The sequence below is a fragment of the Pseudomonas sp. GW821-FHT10B02 genome (assembly GCF_059415665.1).
The window spans coordinates 121831-139703 of the sequence record NZ_JBWKNR010000016.1; the positions used below are offsets into that span (position 1 = coordinate 121831).

The 17873-nt window shown below is 62.8% G+C and carries 16 protein-coding genes and 1 pseudogene; 5 read left to right on the forward strand and 12 right to left on the reverse strand.

Features of this window, described 5'->3' with window-relative positions:
• Nucleotides 1-9 precede the first annotated feature (9 nt).
• A complete protein-coding gene (locus tag AC07OF_RS22710; protein ID WP_157193253.1) occupies nucleotides 10-444 on the forward strand; it encodes a YqaA family protein in 435 nt (144 codons plus the stop codon).
• Here AC07OF_RS22710 and AC07OF_RS22715 read toward each other — a convergent pair.
• From AC07OF_RS22715 to AC07OF_RS22740, 6 genes are all read right to left on the reverse strand, one after another.
• A complete protein-coding gene (locus AC07OF_RS22715; RefSeq protein ID WP_157193254.1) occupies nucleotides 441-1022 on the reverse strand; it encodes a DinB family protein in 582 nt (193 codons plus the stop codon). The genes AC07OF_RS22710 and AC07OF_RS22715 overlap by 4 nt on opposite strands.
• 11 nt (nucleotides 1023-1033) lie before the next feature.
• On the reverse strand, nucleotides 1034-2152 hold the full coding sequence (gene zapE, locus AC07OF_RS22720) for a cell division protein ZapE (RefSeq protein ID WP_157193255.1): 1119 nt from the start codon (nucleotides 2150-2152) through the stop codon (nucleotides 1034-1036).
• A gap of 45 nt (nucleotides 2153-2197) precedes the next feature.
• Entirely contained in the window at nucleotides 2198-3346 is a 1149-nt protein-coding gene (locus tag AC07OF_RS22725; RefSeq protein WP_476446670.1) for a PQQ-dependent sugar dehydrogenase, read from the reverse strand.
• A gap of 19 nt (nucleotides 3347-3365) precedes the next feature.
• Nucleotides 3366-3665 (reverse strand): hypothetical protein, encoded by a 300-nt coding sequence (locus AC07OF_RS22730; protein WP_408635430.1) that lies wholly within the window; start codon nucleotides 3663-3665, stop codon nucleotides 3366-3368.
• A gap of 132 nt (nucleotides 3666-3797) precedes the next feature.
• Nucleotides 3798-4757, reverse strand: coding sequence for an agmatinase (gene speB / locus AC07OF_RS22735; protein WP_157193257.1), 960 nt, complete (start codon nucleotides 4755-4757; stop codon nucleotides 3798-3800).
• Nucleotides 4758-4779: 22 nt separating this feature from the next.
• Complete coding sequence (locus AC07OF_RS22740; RefSeq protein WP_476446669.1) at nucleotides 4780-5859, reverse strand: extracellular solute-binding protein; 1080 nt, start codon at nucleotides 5857-5859, stop codon at nucleotides 4780-4782.
• Nucleotides 5860-5960: 101 nt separating this feature from the next.
• Here AC07OF_RS22740 and AC07OF_RS22745 point away from each other — a divergent pair, with 101 nt between their 5' ends.
• Nucleotides 5961-6851 carry a LysR family transcriptional regulator gene (locus AC07OF_RS22745; RefSeq protein ID WP_157193259.1) on the forward strand — a complete coding sequence of 297 codons (891 nt, stop codon included), beginning with the start codon at nucleotides 5961-5963 and terminating at the stop codon, nucleotides 6849-6851.
• A gap of 1 nt (nucleotide 6852) precedes the next feature.
• Here AC07OF_RS22745 and AC07OF_RS22750 read toward each other — a convergent pair whose 3' ends face one another.
• The 4 genes and pseudogenes from AC07OF_RS22750 to AC07OF_RS22765 all read right to left on the reverse strand — a co-directional run bounded on the left by AC07OF_RS22750 (nucleotide 6853) and on the right by AC07OF_RS22765 (nucleotide 11205).
• The gene (locus AC07OF_RS22750) at nucleotides 6853-9297 is read right to left on the reverse strand and encodes a TonB-dependent receptor (protein WP_495073469.1); all 2445 of its coding nucleotides are present in this window, start codon (nucleotides 9295-9297) and stop codon (nucleotides 6853-6855) included.
• 149 nt (nucleotides 9298-9446) lie between these two features.
• Nucleotides 9447-10325, reverse strand: a complete 879-nt coding sequence (locus AC07OF_RS22755) for a FecR family protein (RefSeq protein ID WP_495073470.1) — start codon at nucleotides 10323-10325, stop codon at nucleotides 9447-9449.
• A gap of 4 nt (nucleotides 10326-10329) precedes the next feature.
• A pseudogene (locus AC07OF_RS22760) lies at nucleotides 10330-10836 on the reverse strand (RNA polymerase sigma factor); the annotation flags it as partial.
• Between the two features lie 114 nt (nucleotides 10837-10950).
• Entirely contained in the window at nucleotides 10951-11205 is a 255-nt protein-coding gene (locus tag AC07OF_RS22765; protein ID WP_038612906.1) for a hypothetical protein, read from the reverse strand.
• A 130-nt stretch (nucleotides 11206-11335) separates the two neighbouring features.
• On the opposite strand from AC07OF_RS22765, the gene AC07OF_RS22770 reads away from it, so the two are divergent.
• Entirely contained in the window at nucleotides 11336-11656 is a 321-nt protein-coding gene (locus AC07OF_RS22770; protein ID WP_157193262.1) for an ElaB/YgaM/YqjD family protein, read from the forward strand.
• Nucleotides 11657-11754: 98 nt separating this feature from the next.
• Here the strand turns inward: AC07OF_RS22770 and AC07OF_RS22775 are convergent, their stop codons facing one another.
• Both AC07OF_RS22775 and AC07OF_RS22780 read right to left on the reverse strand, forming a co-directional pair.
• Entirely contained in the window at nucleotides 11755-12381 is a 627-nt protein-coding gene (locus AC07OF_RS22775; protein WP_157193263.1) for a response regulator transcription factor, read from the reverse strand.
• 14 nt (nucleotides 12382-12395) lie between these two features.
• Complete coding sequence (locus AC07OF_RS22780) at nucleotides 12396-14180, reverse strand: PAS domain-containing sensor histidine kinase (protein WP_476446666.1); 1785 nt, start codon at nucleotides 14178-14180, stop codon at nucleotides 12396-12398.
• A gap of 202 nt (nucleotides 14181-14382) precedes the next feature.
• Here AC07OF_RS22780 and AC07OF_RS22785 point away from each other — a divergent pair, with 202 nt between their 5' ends.
• The gene (locus AC07OF_RS22785) at nucleotides 14383-16005 is read left to right on the forward strand and encodes an acyl-CoA synthetase (protein WP_038612915.1); all 1623 of its coding nucleotides are present in this window, start codon (nucleotides 14383-14385) and stop codon (nucleotides 16003-16005) included.
• Between the two features lie 25 nt (nucleotides 16006-16030).
• Nucleotides 16031-17800 carry an acyl-CoA dehydrogenase C-terminal domain-containing protein gene (locus tag AC07OF_RS22790; protein WP_495073471.1) on the forward strand — a complete coding sequence of 590 codons (1770 nt, stop codon included), beginning with the start codon at nucleotides 16031-16033 and terminating at the stop codon, nucleotides 17798-17800.
• Nucleotides 17801-17873 lie beyond the last annotated feature (73 nt).

Sequence of the window (17873 nt, forward strand, 5' to 3'; positions counted from 1 at the left end):
CAGCGCTGAATGTTGAGCGAGTGGGCGCTGTTTTTCAGCGCCTTTGGCGCGGCAACCCTGTTGCCGCTGCAATCGGAAGCCGTGCTGGTGGGCTTGCTGCTGCGCGATCCACAGGCGGTGTTCAGCCTGCTGCTGATCGCCACCGCCGGCAATGTACTGGGCTCGATCGTCAACTGGTTGTTGGGGCGTGGCATCGAACACTTGCGTGACCGGCGCTGGTTTCCCTTCAAGCAGGCGCAACTGGACAAGGCCCAGCAACGCTATCAGCGCTACGGCCAGTGGTCTCTGCTGCTGAGCTGGATGCCGGTAATCGGCGACCCGTTGACGTTGATCGCCGGGATCATGCGCGAACCTTTCTGGCGCTTTGTCGTGCTGGTCACGATCGCCAAGGCCGGGCGTTACGCCGTGCTGGCCTTTCTGACCCTGGGCTGGCTGGGGCGCTAGCGCCCCCAGATCTGTGCTTCGGTCCAGCCCAGTTCGGCAAAGTCCTGGGCGCGCAAGTGCGCTTCGTCTTCGCAGAAAAACTCGTCCAGCTGCGGTGGTTTCACCGAGGTGTCGCTAAGCATGGCGTGCACCTGCCCGCGGTGATGGATCTGATGCTCGAACAGGTGCGACAACAGGCGCAACCGTTGTTCACGCTGGACCCAGTCGGGGCGCACGATGCTCACGTAACGCTGCAACTGGTCATCGCGCAATTGACTGCAGTAGGCGATCAACCGGTGATCGGCCTGAGCCTGTTCTTCTCGTAGTGCCTCACAGCTGGAAAACGACTCTTCAGGCTCGAAGAAGCGCTCGCTGTCCGGCTCCGGCGCCTCGCCCCGCTGTTCTGACTCCAGGGCGTTGAGGTAGAACCAGTCCACCGTGAGGATGTGGTTGAGGGTGGCCTTGATCGAGCCAAAGAAGCTGCAGCGCGGCGCCACCAACTCGTCCTGGCTCAGCTGCAGACAGGCCTTGTAGAGCCTGTGGTTGGCCCAACCGTTGTGGTAGGCCATGGTCAGTAAATGGTGCGAAAGCGGCTGCATGATCGACTCCTTCAACAGAAGCGTTGCAGTTGCATCTCCCGCAAGCGGCTCAAGGTGCGCCGGAACGGGAACTCCAGATACCCTTGAGTGTAGAGCGCTTCAAGCGCAACCTCGGCTTCCAGGTACAGGGCGACCCGACGGTCGTAACATTCATCGACCAACGCGATGAAGCGCCGCACGCTGTCATCGTGCACCGATAACTGCGGCAGCTCGCGGTCGCCGGCCAGCACGCGACTGGCCGCATCCTCGGTACCCCGGGCAATCTTCGCTGGCCGCTGGCGAGCGCCGAGGGCCGGCACATCGCCCACCAGGATAGCCGTGAAGCTGTCGCACAGCGCCATGAAATCCATGGCGGCCAAGGGTTGCTCGCACAGATCGGTGTAGCGGCACCAGATAACGGTGTCACTGCGCTGCACTACCTGTATCTGCCGCGAGCCCACCGGCAAGGGCTGATCGCTGCACGGCTGTTCACCGTTCAGTTGGGCAAAGACCTCGTCCAGGGCTGGGGACTGGCCGGGTTCGCGCACCCAGTAACGCTGTTGCGCGGCGCCTGGATGCAGGCGGTGGTCCTGCTCACCGACCACTGCCTGCACCTGCATGTGCTGCTCGATGGCGCTAATCGCCGGCAGGAAGCGCTCACGATTGAATCCATCGCAGTACAACTGGCCGGGCGGCTGGTTGGAGGTGGCGACAATCACCACTCCGGCCTCGAACAGCACCTGGAACAGGCGCCCGAGAATGATCGCGTCGCCGATATCGTTGACGAACAACTCGTCGAAGCACAGCACGCGAATCTCTTCGGCCAGGGACCGGGCCAGGGCCTGCAAGGGGTCGGCGGTGCCATTGAGCTGGAACAGACGTTGATGCACCCAGCGCATGAAGTGGTGGAAATGCTGACGCCGGGCCGGCACCTGCAAACAACGGTGGAACTGGTCCATCAACCAGGTCTTGCCGCGCCCCACCGGGCCCCAGAGATAGACGCCCTGCGGGGTTTCGCCACGTTGCAGGGCTTCGAAACAGCGTTGCAAAGCACTGGCCGCCTGTAGCTGAGCCGGGTCGCTGACAAAACCATCGCGGTCGATGGCCTGTCGGTAGAGCTGCAGGGGGGACTGCTCGGTGAAGCAGGTCATGAAAAGCGCCTGAGATGAACGGGCCCCATTCTGGCAATCGGCGCCCTACAGATCCAGCCCCACTTTCAGCAGCGCACCATCCTCGGCATCCGTCAGCACGTACAGATAGCCATCCGGCCCCACCCGCACATCGCGAATCCGCGCATTCAACTCACCCAGCATCCGCTCCTCGTGAACCACCTTATCACCGTCCAGTTGCAGGCGAATCAGTTCCTGAGCCGCCAACGCGCCAATGAACAGGCTATGGTCCCAGGGTTTGAAACGCGGGTTGTCGTAAAAGGCCATGCCGCTGATCGCCGGCGATTTTTCCCAGACATGGTGTGGATCGACCATGCCATCGACATGCTCGCCCTTGGCCTCGGGAATCGGCATCAGTGAATAATTGATGCCGTGAGTGGCGAGTGGCCAGCCATAGTTTTTACCGGGTAGGGGGATATTGATTTCGTCACCGCCACGCGGGCCGTGCTCGTTGGTCCACAGCTCGCCGGTCCAGGGGTTGAGCGCTGCGCCCTGCTGGTTGCGGTGGCCGAACGACCAGATCTCGGGGCGGACATTGTCCTGGCCGACAAACGGATTGTCCTTCGGCACTGTGCCGTCCGGCAGGATGCGCACCACCTTGCCCTGCAGTTTGTCCAGGTCCTGGGAAGTCGGCCGCTGGTTGTTCTCCCCCAGGGCAATGAACAGGTAGCCGTCGCGGTCGAACACCAGCCGCGAACCAAAGTGCAGCCCCGTCGACAGCTTGGGTTGCTGGCGAAAGATCACATTGAAGTCTTCAAGCTTGGCCATGTCGGCAGACAAGCGCCCACGACCCACTGCGGTACCGGCGTTACCGTCCTCGCCACCGTTCTCGGCAAAACTCAGGTAAACCATGCGGTCTTGCTTGAAGGTCGGCGAGAGGACGACATCGAGCAGTCCACCCTGCTCTTGGGCCCACACTTCGGGCACGCCGCCCAGCGGCGCACCGACCTTGCCTTCGGCACTGACGATACGCAGATTACCTGCGCGCTCGGTTACCAGTATGCCTTTGCCTTCGGGCAGAAAGGCCAACGCCCAAGGGTGGTTCAGGCCTTCGGCCAGGGTGCTGACCTTGACGCTGCCCTCCTCGCTCTTGAAGGAGCGTTCGGGAGCGGCATGCGCCAGCAGCGGTAGCAGCGCCGCGGTCAACAGGGGAGCAATCCAGGTGCGTGTGGACATTGGCGTTTCCTTCCGGGGATCACGGCGTGCGGGTCGACTCGCGAGGCGGTCGGGTGGGCTCCAGTTGCGGCGTGGACTGCTCGCGGCGCATGTTTGGGCTATTGCCGATGCCGCGGTTTTCCAGGGTTGGCTGGCGCGGGATGGGTTGGGTCGAAGGCCCCCGCACAGGTGGCGTGGCCTGCACGCTGCCCTGACGGCTGTTGGGGTTGGCGCGCATGATCGGGCTGTTGTAGGGATTGTTCGGCGAGGCTGCCAAGTGCAATGGCTCTACAGCCTGCGCAGCCGGTAACAGCAGGCTGAACAACAGGGCTGAGGACAGGCTCAACTGTAATCTGTTCACGAAGACACCTCCTGCGCGAAACGACGCGCCCAAGCATTGGATAGCCTAAGGCGCGTCAGGTTCGCGAGGAAACCGCAATTTCTCCTACAGGTGATTCATATTGTGTCCGGCTCAGTCGACCTTGTGCCGGGCGGCATACAGGCAGAGCATTTCCATGGCCAGTGTCGATCCGGCCAGGGCGGTGATATCGGCATGGTCATAGGCCGGCGCGACCTCTACCAGGTCCATGCCGACCAGGTTGATACCGCGCAGGCCACCGATGATCTCCAGCGCCTGCACCGTGGTCAGCCCGCCGCATACCGGGGTCCCGGTGCCTGGCGCGTAGGCCGGGTCGAGGCAGTCGATGTCGAAGGTCAGGTACACCGGATGGTCGCCGACCCGCTGACGGATGGCTTCGATGATCGCCTGACAACCACGCTGGTGCACCTGACGCGCATCCAGCACGGCAAAGCCCTGGGTATCGTCATTGGTAGTACGCAAGCCGATCTGCACCGAGCGCGACGGATCCACCAGGCCTTCGCGAGCGGCGTGCCAGAACATCGTGCCGTGGTCGACGCGCCCGCCCCCCTCCTCACACGGCCAGGTGTCGCTGTGGGCGTCGAAATGGATCAGCGACAGCGGACCATGTTTGCGCGCATGGGCCTTGAGCAGCGGGTAACTGATGAAGTGATCGCCGCCGAGGGTGAGCATCGCGCAACCGGCTTCGAGGATCTGCTCGGCATGGGCCTGGATGCTGTCTGGAATGGTCTGCGGGCTGCCGTAGTCGAAGTTGCAATCGCCATAGTCGATCACTGCCAGGTGATCGAACGGATCGAACTCCCACGGCCAGTGCCGGGCCCAGGCCTGCTGCACGGAAGCGCTGCGAATGGCGCGCGGGCCGAAACGCGCACCGGGGCGGTTGCTGGTGGCGGTGTCGAACGGCACGCCGCTGACCACTACATCGACGCCGCGCAGATCGCGGGTATACCGGCGACGGGAGAAGCTGGTGATCCCGGCAAAGGTGTTTTCGGCGACCGTGCCATACAGACTGTCGCGGGTCATTGCCTGGTCGTTATCGGGGGCGAGATCCATCATCGGGCTCCTGTTCTGGTTGTTATTGGCGGCTACGGAAAGCGGTCCACAGACGGGTACGCTGGCGCATATCGCTCAAGGCCATGCTGCGGTCGGCAAACAGACGCGCGCGCACTGCGTCCGAAGGGTAGATATCCGGGTCGTTGCGCACCGCCTCATCCACCAGCGGCGTGGCCGCCTGGTTGGCGTTGGCAAAGAACAGCGTGTTGGTCAGCGGCGCGACCGAGTCGGGGCGCAGCATGAAGGCGATAAATGCGCGTGCAGCCTGCGGGTGAGGCGCATCCTTGGGGATGACCAGGTTGTCCTGCCAGATCAGCGTGCCCTCGCGGGGAATCCGGTACACCACCTGGTACGGCTTGCCAGCCTGGCGGGCCTGCTCGGCGGCCATCGCGGCATCGCCGTTGTAGGTCAGCGCCAGGCAGACGCTGCCATTGGCCAGGTCGTTGATCTGCCGGCCGTTGGCGACATAGCTGATCGACGGTTGCAGCTGCTTGAGCAGCGCCTGGGCTGCGGCCAGATCATCCTTGTTGCGGCTGTAGGGATCCTTGCCCAGGTAGTGCAAGGCTACGCCGATCACCTCCTGAGGCGAGTCGGACATGGCGATCCCGCAATCCTTGAGCTTGCTGGCATATTCAGGCTTGAACAGCAGATCGAGGCTGTCCAGCGGCGCATCGCCGACACGCTGGCGCACGGCCTCAAGATTCAGTCCCAGGCCCAGGGTGCCCCAGGTGTAAGGCACCGCATACTGGTTGCCGGGGTCGACTTCGGCCAGTTTGCCCAGCAGGTCCTTGTCCAGGTTGCTGTAGCCGGGCATCGCCTGCGCCTGCAAGGGCTGCAACGCCCCCGCAGCCAAAGCCCGGGCCAGCAAACTGGAAGACGGCACCACCACGTCATAGCCGCTGCCGCCGGTAAGCAACTTGGTTTCCAGCACTTCGGTGGTGTCGAAGGTGTCGTAGCGCACCTTGTAGCCAGTTTCTTTTTCAAAGCGCTGCAAAGTCTCTGGCGCCACGTAGTCGGCCCAGCTGTAGAGGTTGAGGACTTTTTCTTCGGCCTGAACCGGCAAGGTCAGCATCACAGCGAACAACCACAGGTATCTACGCATGTCGGGCACCTTTATTCAGTGGATGCCGCCAGCATGCACGCCGGGTTACATTGCTAAAATGACAAGTTACTTAACCTGACATTCACCTGGAGCAATGTTTGATGCTCGGACAACTGCACGACCTCGACCTGCACCTGCTGCGGCTGTTCGTCACTGTAGTCGAGGCTGGCGGCTTCAGTGCCGCCCAGGGCGTGCTGGGCCTGAGCCAGCCAAGCATCAGCCAGCAGATGGCACGCCTGGAGACACGCCTTGGCTATCGCCTGTGCAGTCGCGGCAAAGGCGGTTTTGGCCTGACCGCCAAAGGCGAGGTGCTGCTCAAGGCGACACGGGAGTTGCTGGTGCAGATCGAAGCCTTTCGCCACCAGGCCAATGGCGTCGCCGGGCGTTTACTCGGCGAGGTGCGCGTGGGCATTTCCGAAGCCCAGGACAGCAGTGTGACCTTGCGCCTGGCGCACGCCATCGAGCGTTTTCGCCAACGGGACGAGTCGGTACGCCTGGAACTGGTCAGCGCCATGCCGGCCGACCTTGAGCGTCTGCTGTTGCAGCAGCGCCTGGACCTGGCCATCGGTTACTTCTCCGGCAAGCAGTCCGCCTTCGACTACACGCCGTTGTTCGAAGAGACCCAGCGCCTGTACTGCGCCAGCCATCACCCGCTGGCGAGTCAGGCACAGGTGAGCCTGGAAGTACTGCTGGAGGCCGACCAGGTCGAGCACCCCTACAGTTTTCTCGAGAGCCCTGACCCGCTCAGCGGCGGTCGGGCTTCGGCGCGCTCCGAGCAGGTCGAAGGCGCCCTGGCATTCATTTTGTCCGGGCGCCACATCGGCTACCTGCCCTGCCACTTCGCGGCCCCCTGGGTCGAGCGTGGCTTGTTGCACGGACTCGACCCGACGCTGAATTTCCAGGTGCCGTTCGCCCTCGCCCGTCACCGTGCCCAAGTGCCCAGCGATGCCCAGCAAGCCTTCAATGCTGATCTGCTGAGGGCGTTCGCCTGACTCAGTAAGCCATCGACCAGGTCAGCGTGTAGGTGCGACCGCGGCCTTGATAGTCATACAAGTACTCCGGGCCGTAGGTTGGCGAATAGAACAGCGTCGCGCGCTGGCCCCAGACCGTACTGTACTGCTTGTCGAGCAGGTTCTGGATACCGGCGCTGAAGGTGCCGAAGCCGGTGTCCTGGCTGCCCAGCAAGTCGAAGGTGGTGTAGCCACTGATTTCGTGATCGGCATCATCCTTGAGGGTGAAGGCATGGTTGGCTTGCAGACGCGCGCTGCGCCCCTCGCCTTTCCAGCCGACGAAGGCAGTGGATTTGGACAGCGAGGCGTAGCGGGCATCGCGCTTGATCCAGTCGCCGTCCTTGTCCTCTTCTTCCGAACGTACCAAGTGCAGGGTGCTGCCGGCTTCCCAGCCACTTTCGAAGTGGCGGGTCAGCGCGCCTTCGAAACCGAAGTCACGGCTCTTCTGATCTTCAACGTTGATGGTCAAGGTGGCCATGTCGGTGGTGATGATCTTGTCCGACCAGATGTAGTACACCGCCGCCTGGGCATCCCAGTCCAGGTCGGCATAGCGCCAGCCCAGTTCCACCTGTCGGCTCTTGATCCCGGCCAGCGGGTTGTCTTCGACACTCAAGCCGGGCTTGCCGTAATACTTGGCCGGGTCTGGCAGATCGAAACCTTCGCCGTAGTTGGTCCAGACCTGGTGGCCGTTCTTGAAGTCATAGATGGCGCCGAGATTGAACAGATTGACCTGATAGTCGTTATTACCGCCGGGGACGTTCTTGAAGTCGCCGACATCCACGTCCATCTGCTGGCGCCGGGCGCCGCCGGAGAAGGTCAGGTTTTCGGTGGCGTGCCAGTCCAGTTGGGCGTAGTACGACAGGCCATCCACCCGGTAACTGGGGTAGCGCGGGGCCTTGCTGGCCTTGTCCAGGTCCAGGCCACCGCTTTCTGACGACGTCAGGGCATCGAAGGTGGTCTGCTCGGCATTGAAGCGCTCGCGGTCCAGATCCACGCCGTAGGTCAGTTTGAGCGTGTCCCATTGTTTGGCAAACAACGCCTTGAGGCTGCTGACCTCGAAGTTCTGCTGCGACGCGGCAAAGTACACGCCTTTAACGCCCGCCGGCTTGCCCGGGTTGTAGTACGGGAACGGGTAGAAGTTGTCGTCTTCTTTGCGGTACGACGCCTGCAGGTAGAAGTCCTGACCGAGCACATCGCTGTGATGGTAGTTGGCGTTGAGCAGCAAACGCTTGGTGCGTGGCTCCAGGTCTGTGGAGTAGCCGCTGCGCAGCTCGGCATCCTCCAGGTTCGAGGGGGCGTTGTGCTTCAGGTTGGGAAAGTAGATGCCGGTGCTGCCGTGATTGCCCGAATCGTAATACTGGGCCAGCAGGTCAAGGCTTTGTTCGTCGTTGAATTGCAGGCCCAGGCTGCCGAGCACATCGATGGTGCGGTTGTACTGCAAGTCGGTCTGGGTGTTATCGATAAAGATCTGGTCGCCCGCGCCATCATAAAACGCTTCGTTCTGCTCGGCGGAAACACCCAGGCGCGCGTTGACCCGCTCGTTGCCACCGCTAACCGACTGGGCAATACGCGTTGCCAGGTCGTCGCTGTTATTGAAACCACTGCTGGCGCCGACCTGGGTCTCGAAGCGCGCCGGACCGGCCTCGCCCTTCTTGGTGACAATGTTGATGATGCCGCCCGTGGCGCCGCCGCCGTAAATGGCGCTGGCTCCGGAAAGCACTTCGACACGCTGGACGTTGAACGGCGAGATGCTGTCGAACTGCCGCGACAGGCCACGGGAACTGTTCTGGCTGACACCGTCGATCATCACCAGAACATTACGGCCACGCATGTTCTGCCCGTAGTTGGTACGCCCTTCCGGCGCCAGGTCCAGGCCCGGCACCAGCTTGCCAATCGCCTCTTTGAGGCTGACCCCGCTGTTGATCTGCTCATTGAGCTGTTGCTGATCGACGACCCAGACGGTGCCGGGGATTTCACTGATCGACGTGCTGGTACGGGAGGCGACGCTGACTTCAATGGGTTTGAGGCTGACGCTTGCAGCAGCGGTCTGCGTCTTGCGCAGGATTACCGTGCGCGAATCGCTGAACTGCCAGCTCATGCCGCTGCCGGCCAACAGGTTCTGCAGGGCCTGGGCGATGCTGTAGCGCCCCTCAAGGGCCGGGCTTTGCAGGCCGGCAACGTCGGCGGTGGTGTACAGCAGGTGCAGGCCGGCCTGGTCGGCGAAGGCAGTCAGAGCCTGGTCAAGCGCCTGGGCTGGCAGCGCCAGGTTCACTTCACGGTCTTGCTGGGTGCTGGCTTGGGCTGCATTCACGCTCTCGGCCGCGTGTACCCAGACTGGGCCAAGCAGCGCGGCGACGGCGGTGGAAGCCAGCAGAGCGTGTTTGAAACTACCGGTGGAGCGGGCGATTGGCTTGAGCGTAGCCTTCACAATGTTCTTCCAGGCAAGGTGTAAATGAGAATGGATTGCTGATCAGTCTCACTACGACGATTGGGCGAAGAAGAACTTGCAGTGCGAAATGGAAATTATTTTTCTGTACCGGCCTCATCGCTGGCAAAGCCAGCTCCCACAAGGGTCGGTCAGTACACCACCGCCAGCCACGGCAGATAGGTAACCTTCAGCGCATAACGCTGCTCCAGGGTGCGCAACAACCCTTGCGGATCGTTCAGGTCAAACACCCCGCTGACCTGCATCGCCCCCAGTTGCTGGTCGGACAACACAATGCGCCCATGCTGATAACGCTCAAGCTCGGCCAACACCTCGCGCAAAGGCTTGCCGTTGAAGATCAGTTTACCGCGCTGCCAGGCAGTCAGCGCCCCGGCGTCCGCAGTGGCCTGCAACCTGCGCTCACCCAGCTGAGCCTCGCCTTTGGCAATGACCACGCGGTTATGGCTGCCATCACGACGCACACTGAACACCGCCCCACTCCCCTGCACCGATTCGCCACCGGCCTCGACGACAAAGGGACGCGGATCGCTGGCCGGCTCGAACAGTGCCTCGCCGGCCTTGAGCATCAGCCGTCGCTGGCCATCGCTGAAATCCACCGACAAGGCACTGCCACTGTTGAGCAGTACCTGCGAGCCGTCGGCCAGGGTAATGCGCTGCTGCTGACCAACGCTGGTGTGGTAGTCAGCGAGCAAGGCCGGTGCCTGTTGCCAGCCACCATAACCAACCAGCGCCAACACCAGCGAAGCAGCCAGGGCACTGCCCCAGCGACGTCGCCGTGGCGCTGCGGCTGTCAACTGGGCCGCAGCTTGGGTCTGGCCCAGATCGCCCCACAAGGCTTCCGCCTCCCGGGCCGCCTCGGTGTGGGCCGGACTCAGCTGGCGCCAGCGCTGATAACGCACGCGGTCAGCCTCACGGGCGTTGCCGGAATGCAACAACACCTGCCAGTCGAGGGCATCGTCGGACAAATCGCTGAGCGGCTGCGGTGCAGGCATGGCTAGGACATCAATCATGGTTGTGTTTGAGCCAGTCACGGCAATGGCGCAGGGCCTGGCCGATGTATTTTGCCACCATGCTCTCGGAAACGCCCAGCTGTTGTGCGATCTGCGCCTGGGTCAGGCCTTCGACACGATTGAGCAACAATGCCTGGCGAGCGTTGGGGGACAGCTGCAGCAGTGCTTCGTCCAGTTGAGCCAGGCGTTCGCGAGCCAGCAACGCAGCCTCCGGTGCAGGTGCCGGGCACGGTACCTGGCTTGCGGCTGCGCTGTCGTCGAGATTGCCGGCCATGCGCTGTTCGCGGCGCAAGGTATCGATGGCCAGGTTGCCGGCCACGCGAAAGATGAAACTGCGCGCATGCAGCACCGGCAGCTCCTGCTGCTCGATCCTGACCAGCTTGAGGTAGGTTTCCTGAGCCACATCAGCCGCCCGCTGACGGTCGCTCATGCGCCGGGTCAGGAACTGCAGCAGGTCATCGTAATGTTCCTGGAAACTGGCCAGCAGCCCGGACACGGGAGACGTCAACATGGAGGGATTCGGTGGGCCTTGGCAACGGAAGTCAGACGTTAATGAGAAACAGTATCGTTCAAAAGACCGACAGGTTTCAACGTCGCCGTGCTTTCGCGGCAGGCCAGTCGGTCTTTACTTGGCCGCTGCCATCAGTTTGTTGACTTCACTACGGACCATATTGGCGAATTCGGGCGGCGACATGCCGTCCAGTTCAGAGCGTACCCATTCGGCCCACTTGCCCTTGCGCCGGGGCTTTTCGGCGATCAGCCGCGCGGCTTCGCCCTTGGCCTTGCCCAGGTTGGTCTGCCAGAGCTCGAACAGTCGCGCTTTCTCGTCCTCGATCTGCGCCCGTTCGGCGAAGCTCTTGTTGGCCAGATTGAAACTCATGAGGGTGTCCTGCCGCTGGAAAATAGGCGCTATCTTACACTGTAGCCGCAAGGGCCCGGCAAACCGCTGCAACTTTCCGCGCCCACCGGTATCCATTGTTCAATGCCCACCAATCGACGAGGAACTGTCCATGGCCAGGAAAACCGCGGTGCAAGCCGAAGCCGAGCAAATCAAGGATCAGGCGTTCAGCGAACTGCAAGCCCTGATCGAAGACTCGGAAAAACTGCTGCGCGACAGCGCCGCGCTGGTTGGCGAAGATGCCGAAACCCTGCGCGCCCAGATCGGGCTCAAGCTCAAGCAGGCGCGCGAAGCGGTTGGCAGCGTGCGCAGCAAGGCACAGCCAGTGGTCGATGCCACTCAGGATTACATTGGTGGGCATCCGTGGCAGACAGTGGCGATTTCGGCGGGATTCGGCTTGCTGGTGGGGCTGTTGCTCGGGCGACGCTATTAGTCACAATCCATCGCTGGCAAGGCCAGCTCCCACAAAGACAGCTGATACACCAACAACTGTGGGAGCCGGCCTTGCCGACGATACAGGCGACACTATTTTCAGCGCAGACTCAACGGCTGCACCACGCCACAAGCAATCGCCATCCCCACCAACGCAGGCAGGTGCTCGGCCTCCATGCGCTTCATCACCCGTGCCCGATACAGGTCCACAGTCTTCACACTGACCTCAAGCTGCTCGGCTATCTCGCGGTTGCTGAAGCCCTGCACCAGCGGCACGAACACATCCCGCTCACGCGGTGTCAGGCTGTCGATCCGCGCCTGCACCGCCGCTCGTGGCTCACTGCCCGCCAGCGCCTGGGATGACCGCTCGAGCGCCGCCTGGACCGCATCCAGCAACAGCTGGTCGTTGTAGGGTTTTTCAATGAAATCACAGGCACCGGCCTTGAACGCCCGGACCACGATCGGCACGTCGGCATGGCCGCTGAGGAAGATCACCGGCAATTCGACGGCACGCGCGCGCAAGGCCTCTTGCACACTCAGCCCGCCCATCCCGGGCATGCGTACATCGAGCAGCACACAAGCGGGCAAGTGTGCGTCACAGGCCTCCAGGAACGCCTGGCCGCTGGTAAAGGGCAACGCCTGGATACCGACCGATTCCAGCAGCCAGACCGTGGAATCGAGCATGCCCTGGTCATCGTCGACCACATAGACTTTCGGTTGCTGCATCACACTTCCTCTGTTCAGACACTTGCCACTGGCGCCAGCCGGCAACACAAAATCAAGCCACCCGCCACACCCGGCAGCGCCTGCAAGGTACCGCCAAAGCCCTCGATGATACTGCGGCTCATGCTCAGGCCAAGGCCCAGGCCTTCCGGTTTGCTGGTGTTGAAGGGGGTGAAAATACCGTCCAGACGCTCGGCCGGCACACCTGGGCCCTGATCGCTGACCTGTATGCGCAATTGCCCTTCGACCAGCGCTGCGCTGAGCACGATACGCGAGGGTTGGCCCTGATGCTGCTCGCGGTTGGCGTCGATTGCATTGCGCAACAGGTTGAGCAATACCTGTTCGAGCAAGACCCGGTCGGCGTAAACCGCAGGAAGCGGAGTGCCGATCTGCAGCTCGATGCTCACCTGGTCGCGCGCCGCCTCCCAATCGCACAGGCGTACCGCTTCAATCGCGACATCGGCAATGGCCAACGCCTGCAGACGCCGCGGCTCTTTGCGTAAAAACGCACGCAAGCGCTTGATGACTTCGGCGGCGTGAGTCGCCTGTTCACTGATGCGTTGCAAACCCTGGGCGACCCGCAGGGAAGCCTGCGGATCACGATCCAGGACTTGCAGGTAACGCTGACTGGCGCTGGCGTAATTCACCACAGCGGCCAGCGGCTGATTGATTTCATGAGCGATGCCGGAGGCCAGTTCACCAAGGGTGATCAACCGCGCGCTGTGGGCCAACTCGTCCTGATGGCGGCGTTGCTGGCTTTCGCGCAATTCGCGCTCGGTCATGTCGCGGGCCACCAGTGAGTAGTAACGCTCGCCACCGGTGCCGCGATGGGCCAGCAACACCAACGAAACCGGAAACGCCGCAGCGCCCTGCCAGGGAATCAGTCGCGTCTCGGCATGCCAGACTCCCGTCTGTTTGGCGCACTGCCAGCCTTCGCGCTCCAGGCGTTGCTGCAACGCCGGATCGAGCAATACCTGCAACCCCGGCAACGCCTCCACGTCCTGCAGTCCCAGCGCCCGTCGTGCCGAACGATTGAGGTAACTGAGCTGGCCGTCACGGTCGGTGAACAGCACCAGGTCGGTGTTGGCCTCCACCACTTCGGCCAGGCGTCGGCGGTTCTCCTGCGCCTCGATACGTACGCTGATGTCGCGCGAGACGCTGACAATCTCCACCACCGCGCCGGTATAGGTCTCGCGTATCGCCCGGCTGGCAATCTCGAACCACAAGTCGCGGCCATCACGATGGCGCACCCGGCAGGTCATGGTCTGGTAACCGTCCTGCTCCAGTGCCTGGGCGGCCTGCAGCAACGACTGCTGGCGATCCTGAGGGTGAAACAGTGACTGCACCGCGACCCCGCGTAATTCCTCGGGCCAATAGCCAAGCAATCGATAGGACGCTGGCGAGGCATCGAGAAAGCAGCCGTCGGGGCTGTGCCGGGAAATCAGGTCGGTGGTGTTTTCGGTGATCAGTCGATACAGGCGCCGGGCCTGGCTGGCCTCCCGCTCAGCCAGGCGCTCGGTCGTGGCGTCACGGCAACGCGCCAGCACCTGGTCGGCGCTGGCGGGTATGAAGGTCCACAGCAGGATCTTGTCAGCCACCGACGCTTCGACATCACTGATGGCGCGCGCCTGGCTCAGGCAAGCGTTGACCAACGCCTGTACGTTACTCGGCAACCAATAGTCGACCGTGCGCGCCGGCCAGGGCCCGAGCATCGCCTGCAAGGCCGGATTGACTGCCAGCACGGCGGCGGATGCATCCAGGATAAGGCTGGGCTGTGGGTCGCTGGCGAGCAAATACGTCATGGCGGCGCTCAAAGGGTGGCCTTGAAGGCACCTATAGTACTTCTACTATATTGCTATAGTCTATCTTCCAAGTACCATAGGGTTTCACGTAAAAATTGTGACACCTGAAGGGCCTGCCCTTCACGACACCTGATCAGAGCTAACAATCAGCCACCGGGGGTTGCAGTACGCCATACGGGCGCCCCCTGCACAGGAACAATTCATGTCGATCTTCTCCCAGGGCCTGGCGCCCGCCCCTGTCAATCACCAGGCCCTGAGCCCCTTGAGTTTCATCGAACGCACGGCTGCGGTCTATGGCCAGTACCCGGCGGTGATTCATGGTGCCATCCGGCGCAACTGGCAACAGACCTACGAGCGTTCCCGACGCCTGGCCAGCGCCCTGGCCGGACGCGGAATCGGGCAAGGCGACACGGTAGCCGTGATGCTGCCGAACATTCCGGCAATGCTCGAAGCACACTTCGGTGTGCCGATGATTGGCGCCGTGCTCAATGCCCTCAACGTGCGCCTGGACGCCGAGGCCATTGCGTTCATGCTCGAACACGGTGAAGCCAAGGTGCTGATCACCGACCGCGAATTCCACAAGGTCATCAGCGCAGCGCTGGCGCTGATGGAATACCCGCCGCTGGTGGTCGATGTCGATGATCCGGAATACGGCGAGGGTCAGGCGGTCAGCGACCTGGACTACGAGGCCTTTCTCGCCGAAGGCGACCCCGAGTTCGCCTGGCAATGGCCCGAGGACGAGTGGCAGGCCATCTCGCTGAACTACACCTCCGGCACCACCGGCAATCCCAAAGGCGTGGTCTATCACCACCGCGGCGCCTACCTCAACGCCCTGGGCAACCAGATGACCTGGGCCATGGGCAACCATCCGGTCTACCTGTGGACCCTACCGATGTTCCACTGCAACGGCTGGTGCTACCCCTGGACCGTCACGGCGCTCGCAGGCACCCACGTATTCCTGCGCCGCGTCGACCCGCAGCGGATCCTCACCCTGATCCGTGAACATCAGGTCAGCCACCTGTGCGGCGCGCCGATCGTGCTCAATGCCCTGATCAACATGCCCGAGTCGGCCAAGGCGGCCATCGATCACCCGGTCAACGCCATGGTCGCCGGCGCCGCGCCACCGGCCAAGGTCATCGGCGCGGTGGAAGAGATGGGCATCAAGGTCACCCACGTCTACGGCCTGACCGAGGTCTACGGCCCGGTGACCGTGTGCGCCTGGCATGCCGAATGGGACGAGCAACCGCTGGCTGAACGGGCGCGGATCAAGTCGCGCCAGGGTGTGCGTTACCCCACCCTTGAAGGCCTGATGGTTGCCGACCCGCAGACCCTGGAGCCGGTGCAACGCGATGGCAACACCCTGGGGGAGATCTTCATGCGCGGCAACACGGTAATGAAGGGCTACCTGAAAAACCCCGAAGCTACCGCCGAAGCCTTCCGCGGCGGCTGGTTCCACACCGGCGACCTGGCGGTCTGGCATGCCGACGGCTATGTGGAAATCAAGGACCGGCTCAAGGACATCATCATCTCCGGCGGCGAGAACATCTCCACCATCGAGGTCGAAGACACCCTCTACAAACACCCGGCCGTACTCGAGGCCGCCGTGGTTGCCCGCCCGGACGAGAAGTGGGGCGAAACACCCTGCGCCTACATCACCCTCAAGGTTGGCTTCGAGCAGACCCGCGACACCGACATCATCAGTTTCTGCCGTGAGCACCTGGCGGGATTCAAGCTACCCAAGACCGTGGTCTTCAGTGAACTGCCGAAAACCTCCACCGGCAAGATCCAGAAGTATCTGTTACGCGACTGGGCCAAGGCGCTCTGATCCCCCTTTGACAGCGAGAACCCGCATGCCTGAATTCAATGCTCCACTGCGCGACATGCGCTTTGTCCTTCATGAAGTGTTCCAGGGCCCGGCCCTGTGGGCACGCCTGCCGGCGCTGGGCGATCGGGTGGACGCCGATACCGCCGATGCCATCCTCGAAGAAGCGGCGAAAATTACCGGCCAGCTGATCGCCCCGCTCAACCGCAGTGGCGATGAACAGGGCGTAACCTTTGACGCCGGTCAGGTACGTACCCCGGATGGCTTTGCCCAGGCCTGGCAGACCTACCGTGAAGGCGGCTGGGTCGGCCTTGCCGGCAACCCCGAGCACGGTGGCCTGGGCATGCCGAAAATGCTCGCGGTGCAGTTCGAAGAAATGCTCTACGCCGCCAACTGCAGCTTCAGCCTCTACTCGGCGCTGAGCGCAGGTTGCTGCCTGGCCCTCGATGCCCACGCCAGTGACGACCTCAAGGCCACTTACCTGCCGCCGCTGTACAGCGGCCAGTGGGCCGGCACCATGTGCCTGACCGAACCGCATGCCGGCACCGACCTCGGGATCATCCGCACCAGGGCGGAACCCGCCGCCGATGGCAGTTACCGCATCAGCGGCACCAAGATCTTCATTACCGGCGGCGAGCAGGACCTGACCGAAAACATCATCCACCTGGTCCTGGCCAAATTGCCCGATGCCCCGGCCGGGCCCAAGGGTATCTCGTTGTTCCTGGTGCCCAAGTTCCTGGTCAATGCCGACGGCAGCCTGGGCGCGCGTAACCCGGCGCACTGCGGTTCACTCGAGCACAAGATGGGCATCAAGGCCTCGGCCACCTGCGTGATGAACTTCGACGGTGCCACCGGCTACCTGATCGGCGAGGCGAACCGTGGGCTGGCAGCCATGTTCACGATGATGAACTACGAGCGTCTGTCCATCGGCATCCAGGGCATCGGCTGCGCCGAAGCCTCCTACCAGAACGCCGCGCGCTACGCCCAGGACCGCCTGCAAAGCCGGGCCGCCAGCGGAGCGCAAGCGCGCGACAAGGTGGCCGACCCGATCATTGTCCACCCGGATGTTCGCCGCATGCTGCTGACCATGCGGGCCCTGACCGAAGGTGGCCGGGCCTTCGCCACCTATGTCGGCCAGCAACTGGACATCGCCAAGTACGCCGAAGATACCGAAGAGCGCGACCTCGCCCAGCGCCAGGTGGCCCTGCTGACGCCGGTGGCCAAGGCATTCTTCACCGACAACGGCCTGGAAAGCTGTGTGCTCGGCCAGCAGGTGTTCGGCGGTCACGGCTACATCCGCGAGTGGGGTCAGGAACAACTGGTGCGCGATGTGCGCATCGCACAGATCTACGAAGGCACCAACGGTATTCAGGCCCTCGACCTGCTGGGTCGCAAGGTGGTGGCGGACGGTGGCCGGGCACTGGCCGAATTCACCGGGCAGATTCACCAATTCTGTAAGCAGGAGACGCCCTACCGCGAGCCGCTGCTCAAGGCCACCAGTGACTTGCAAAACCTCAGCCAGTGGTTGAGCGAGCAAGCCCGCGAGGACGCCAACGCCGTCGGTGCCGCCTCGGTGGAATACCTGCAGCTGTTTGGCTACGTGGCTTATGCCTATATGTGGGCGCGCATGGATGCCGTGGCCGCAGCGAACCTGGCGCAAGACCCGGCTTTCTACGCAGCTAAACGTGCAACTGCGGCGTTCTTCTTCGCTCGCTTGCTGCCACGCACCTTGTCGCTGCAAGCCAGTATCCGGGCAGGCAGCACATCCCTGTTCAGCCTGGCGGCCGATCACTTCTGAAGCTGATGGCTACCGTCAGTCGCTCGCGGTAGCGCGGCTTGTCCCGTCATCAGACGGGGCATAGCTGCGAATT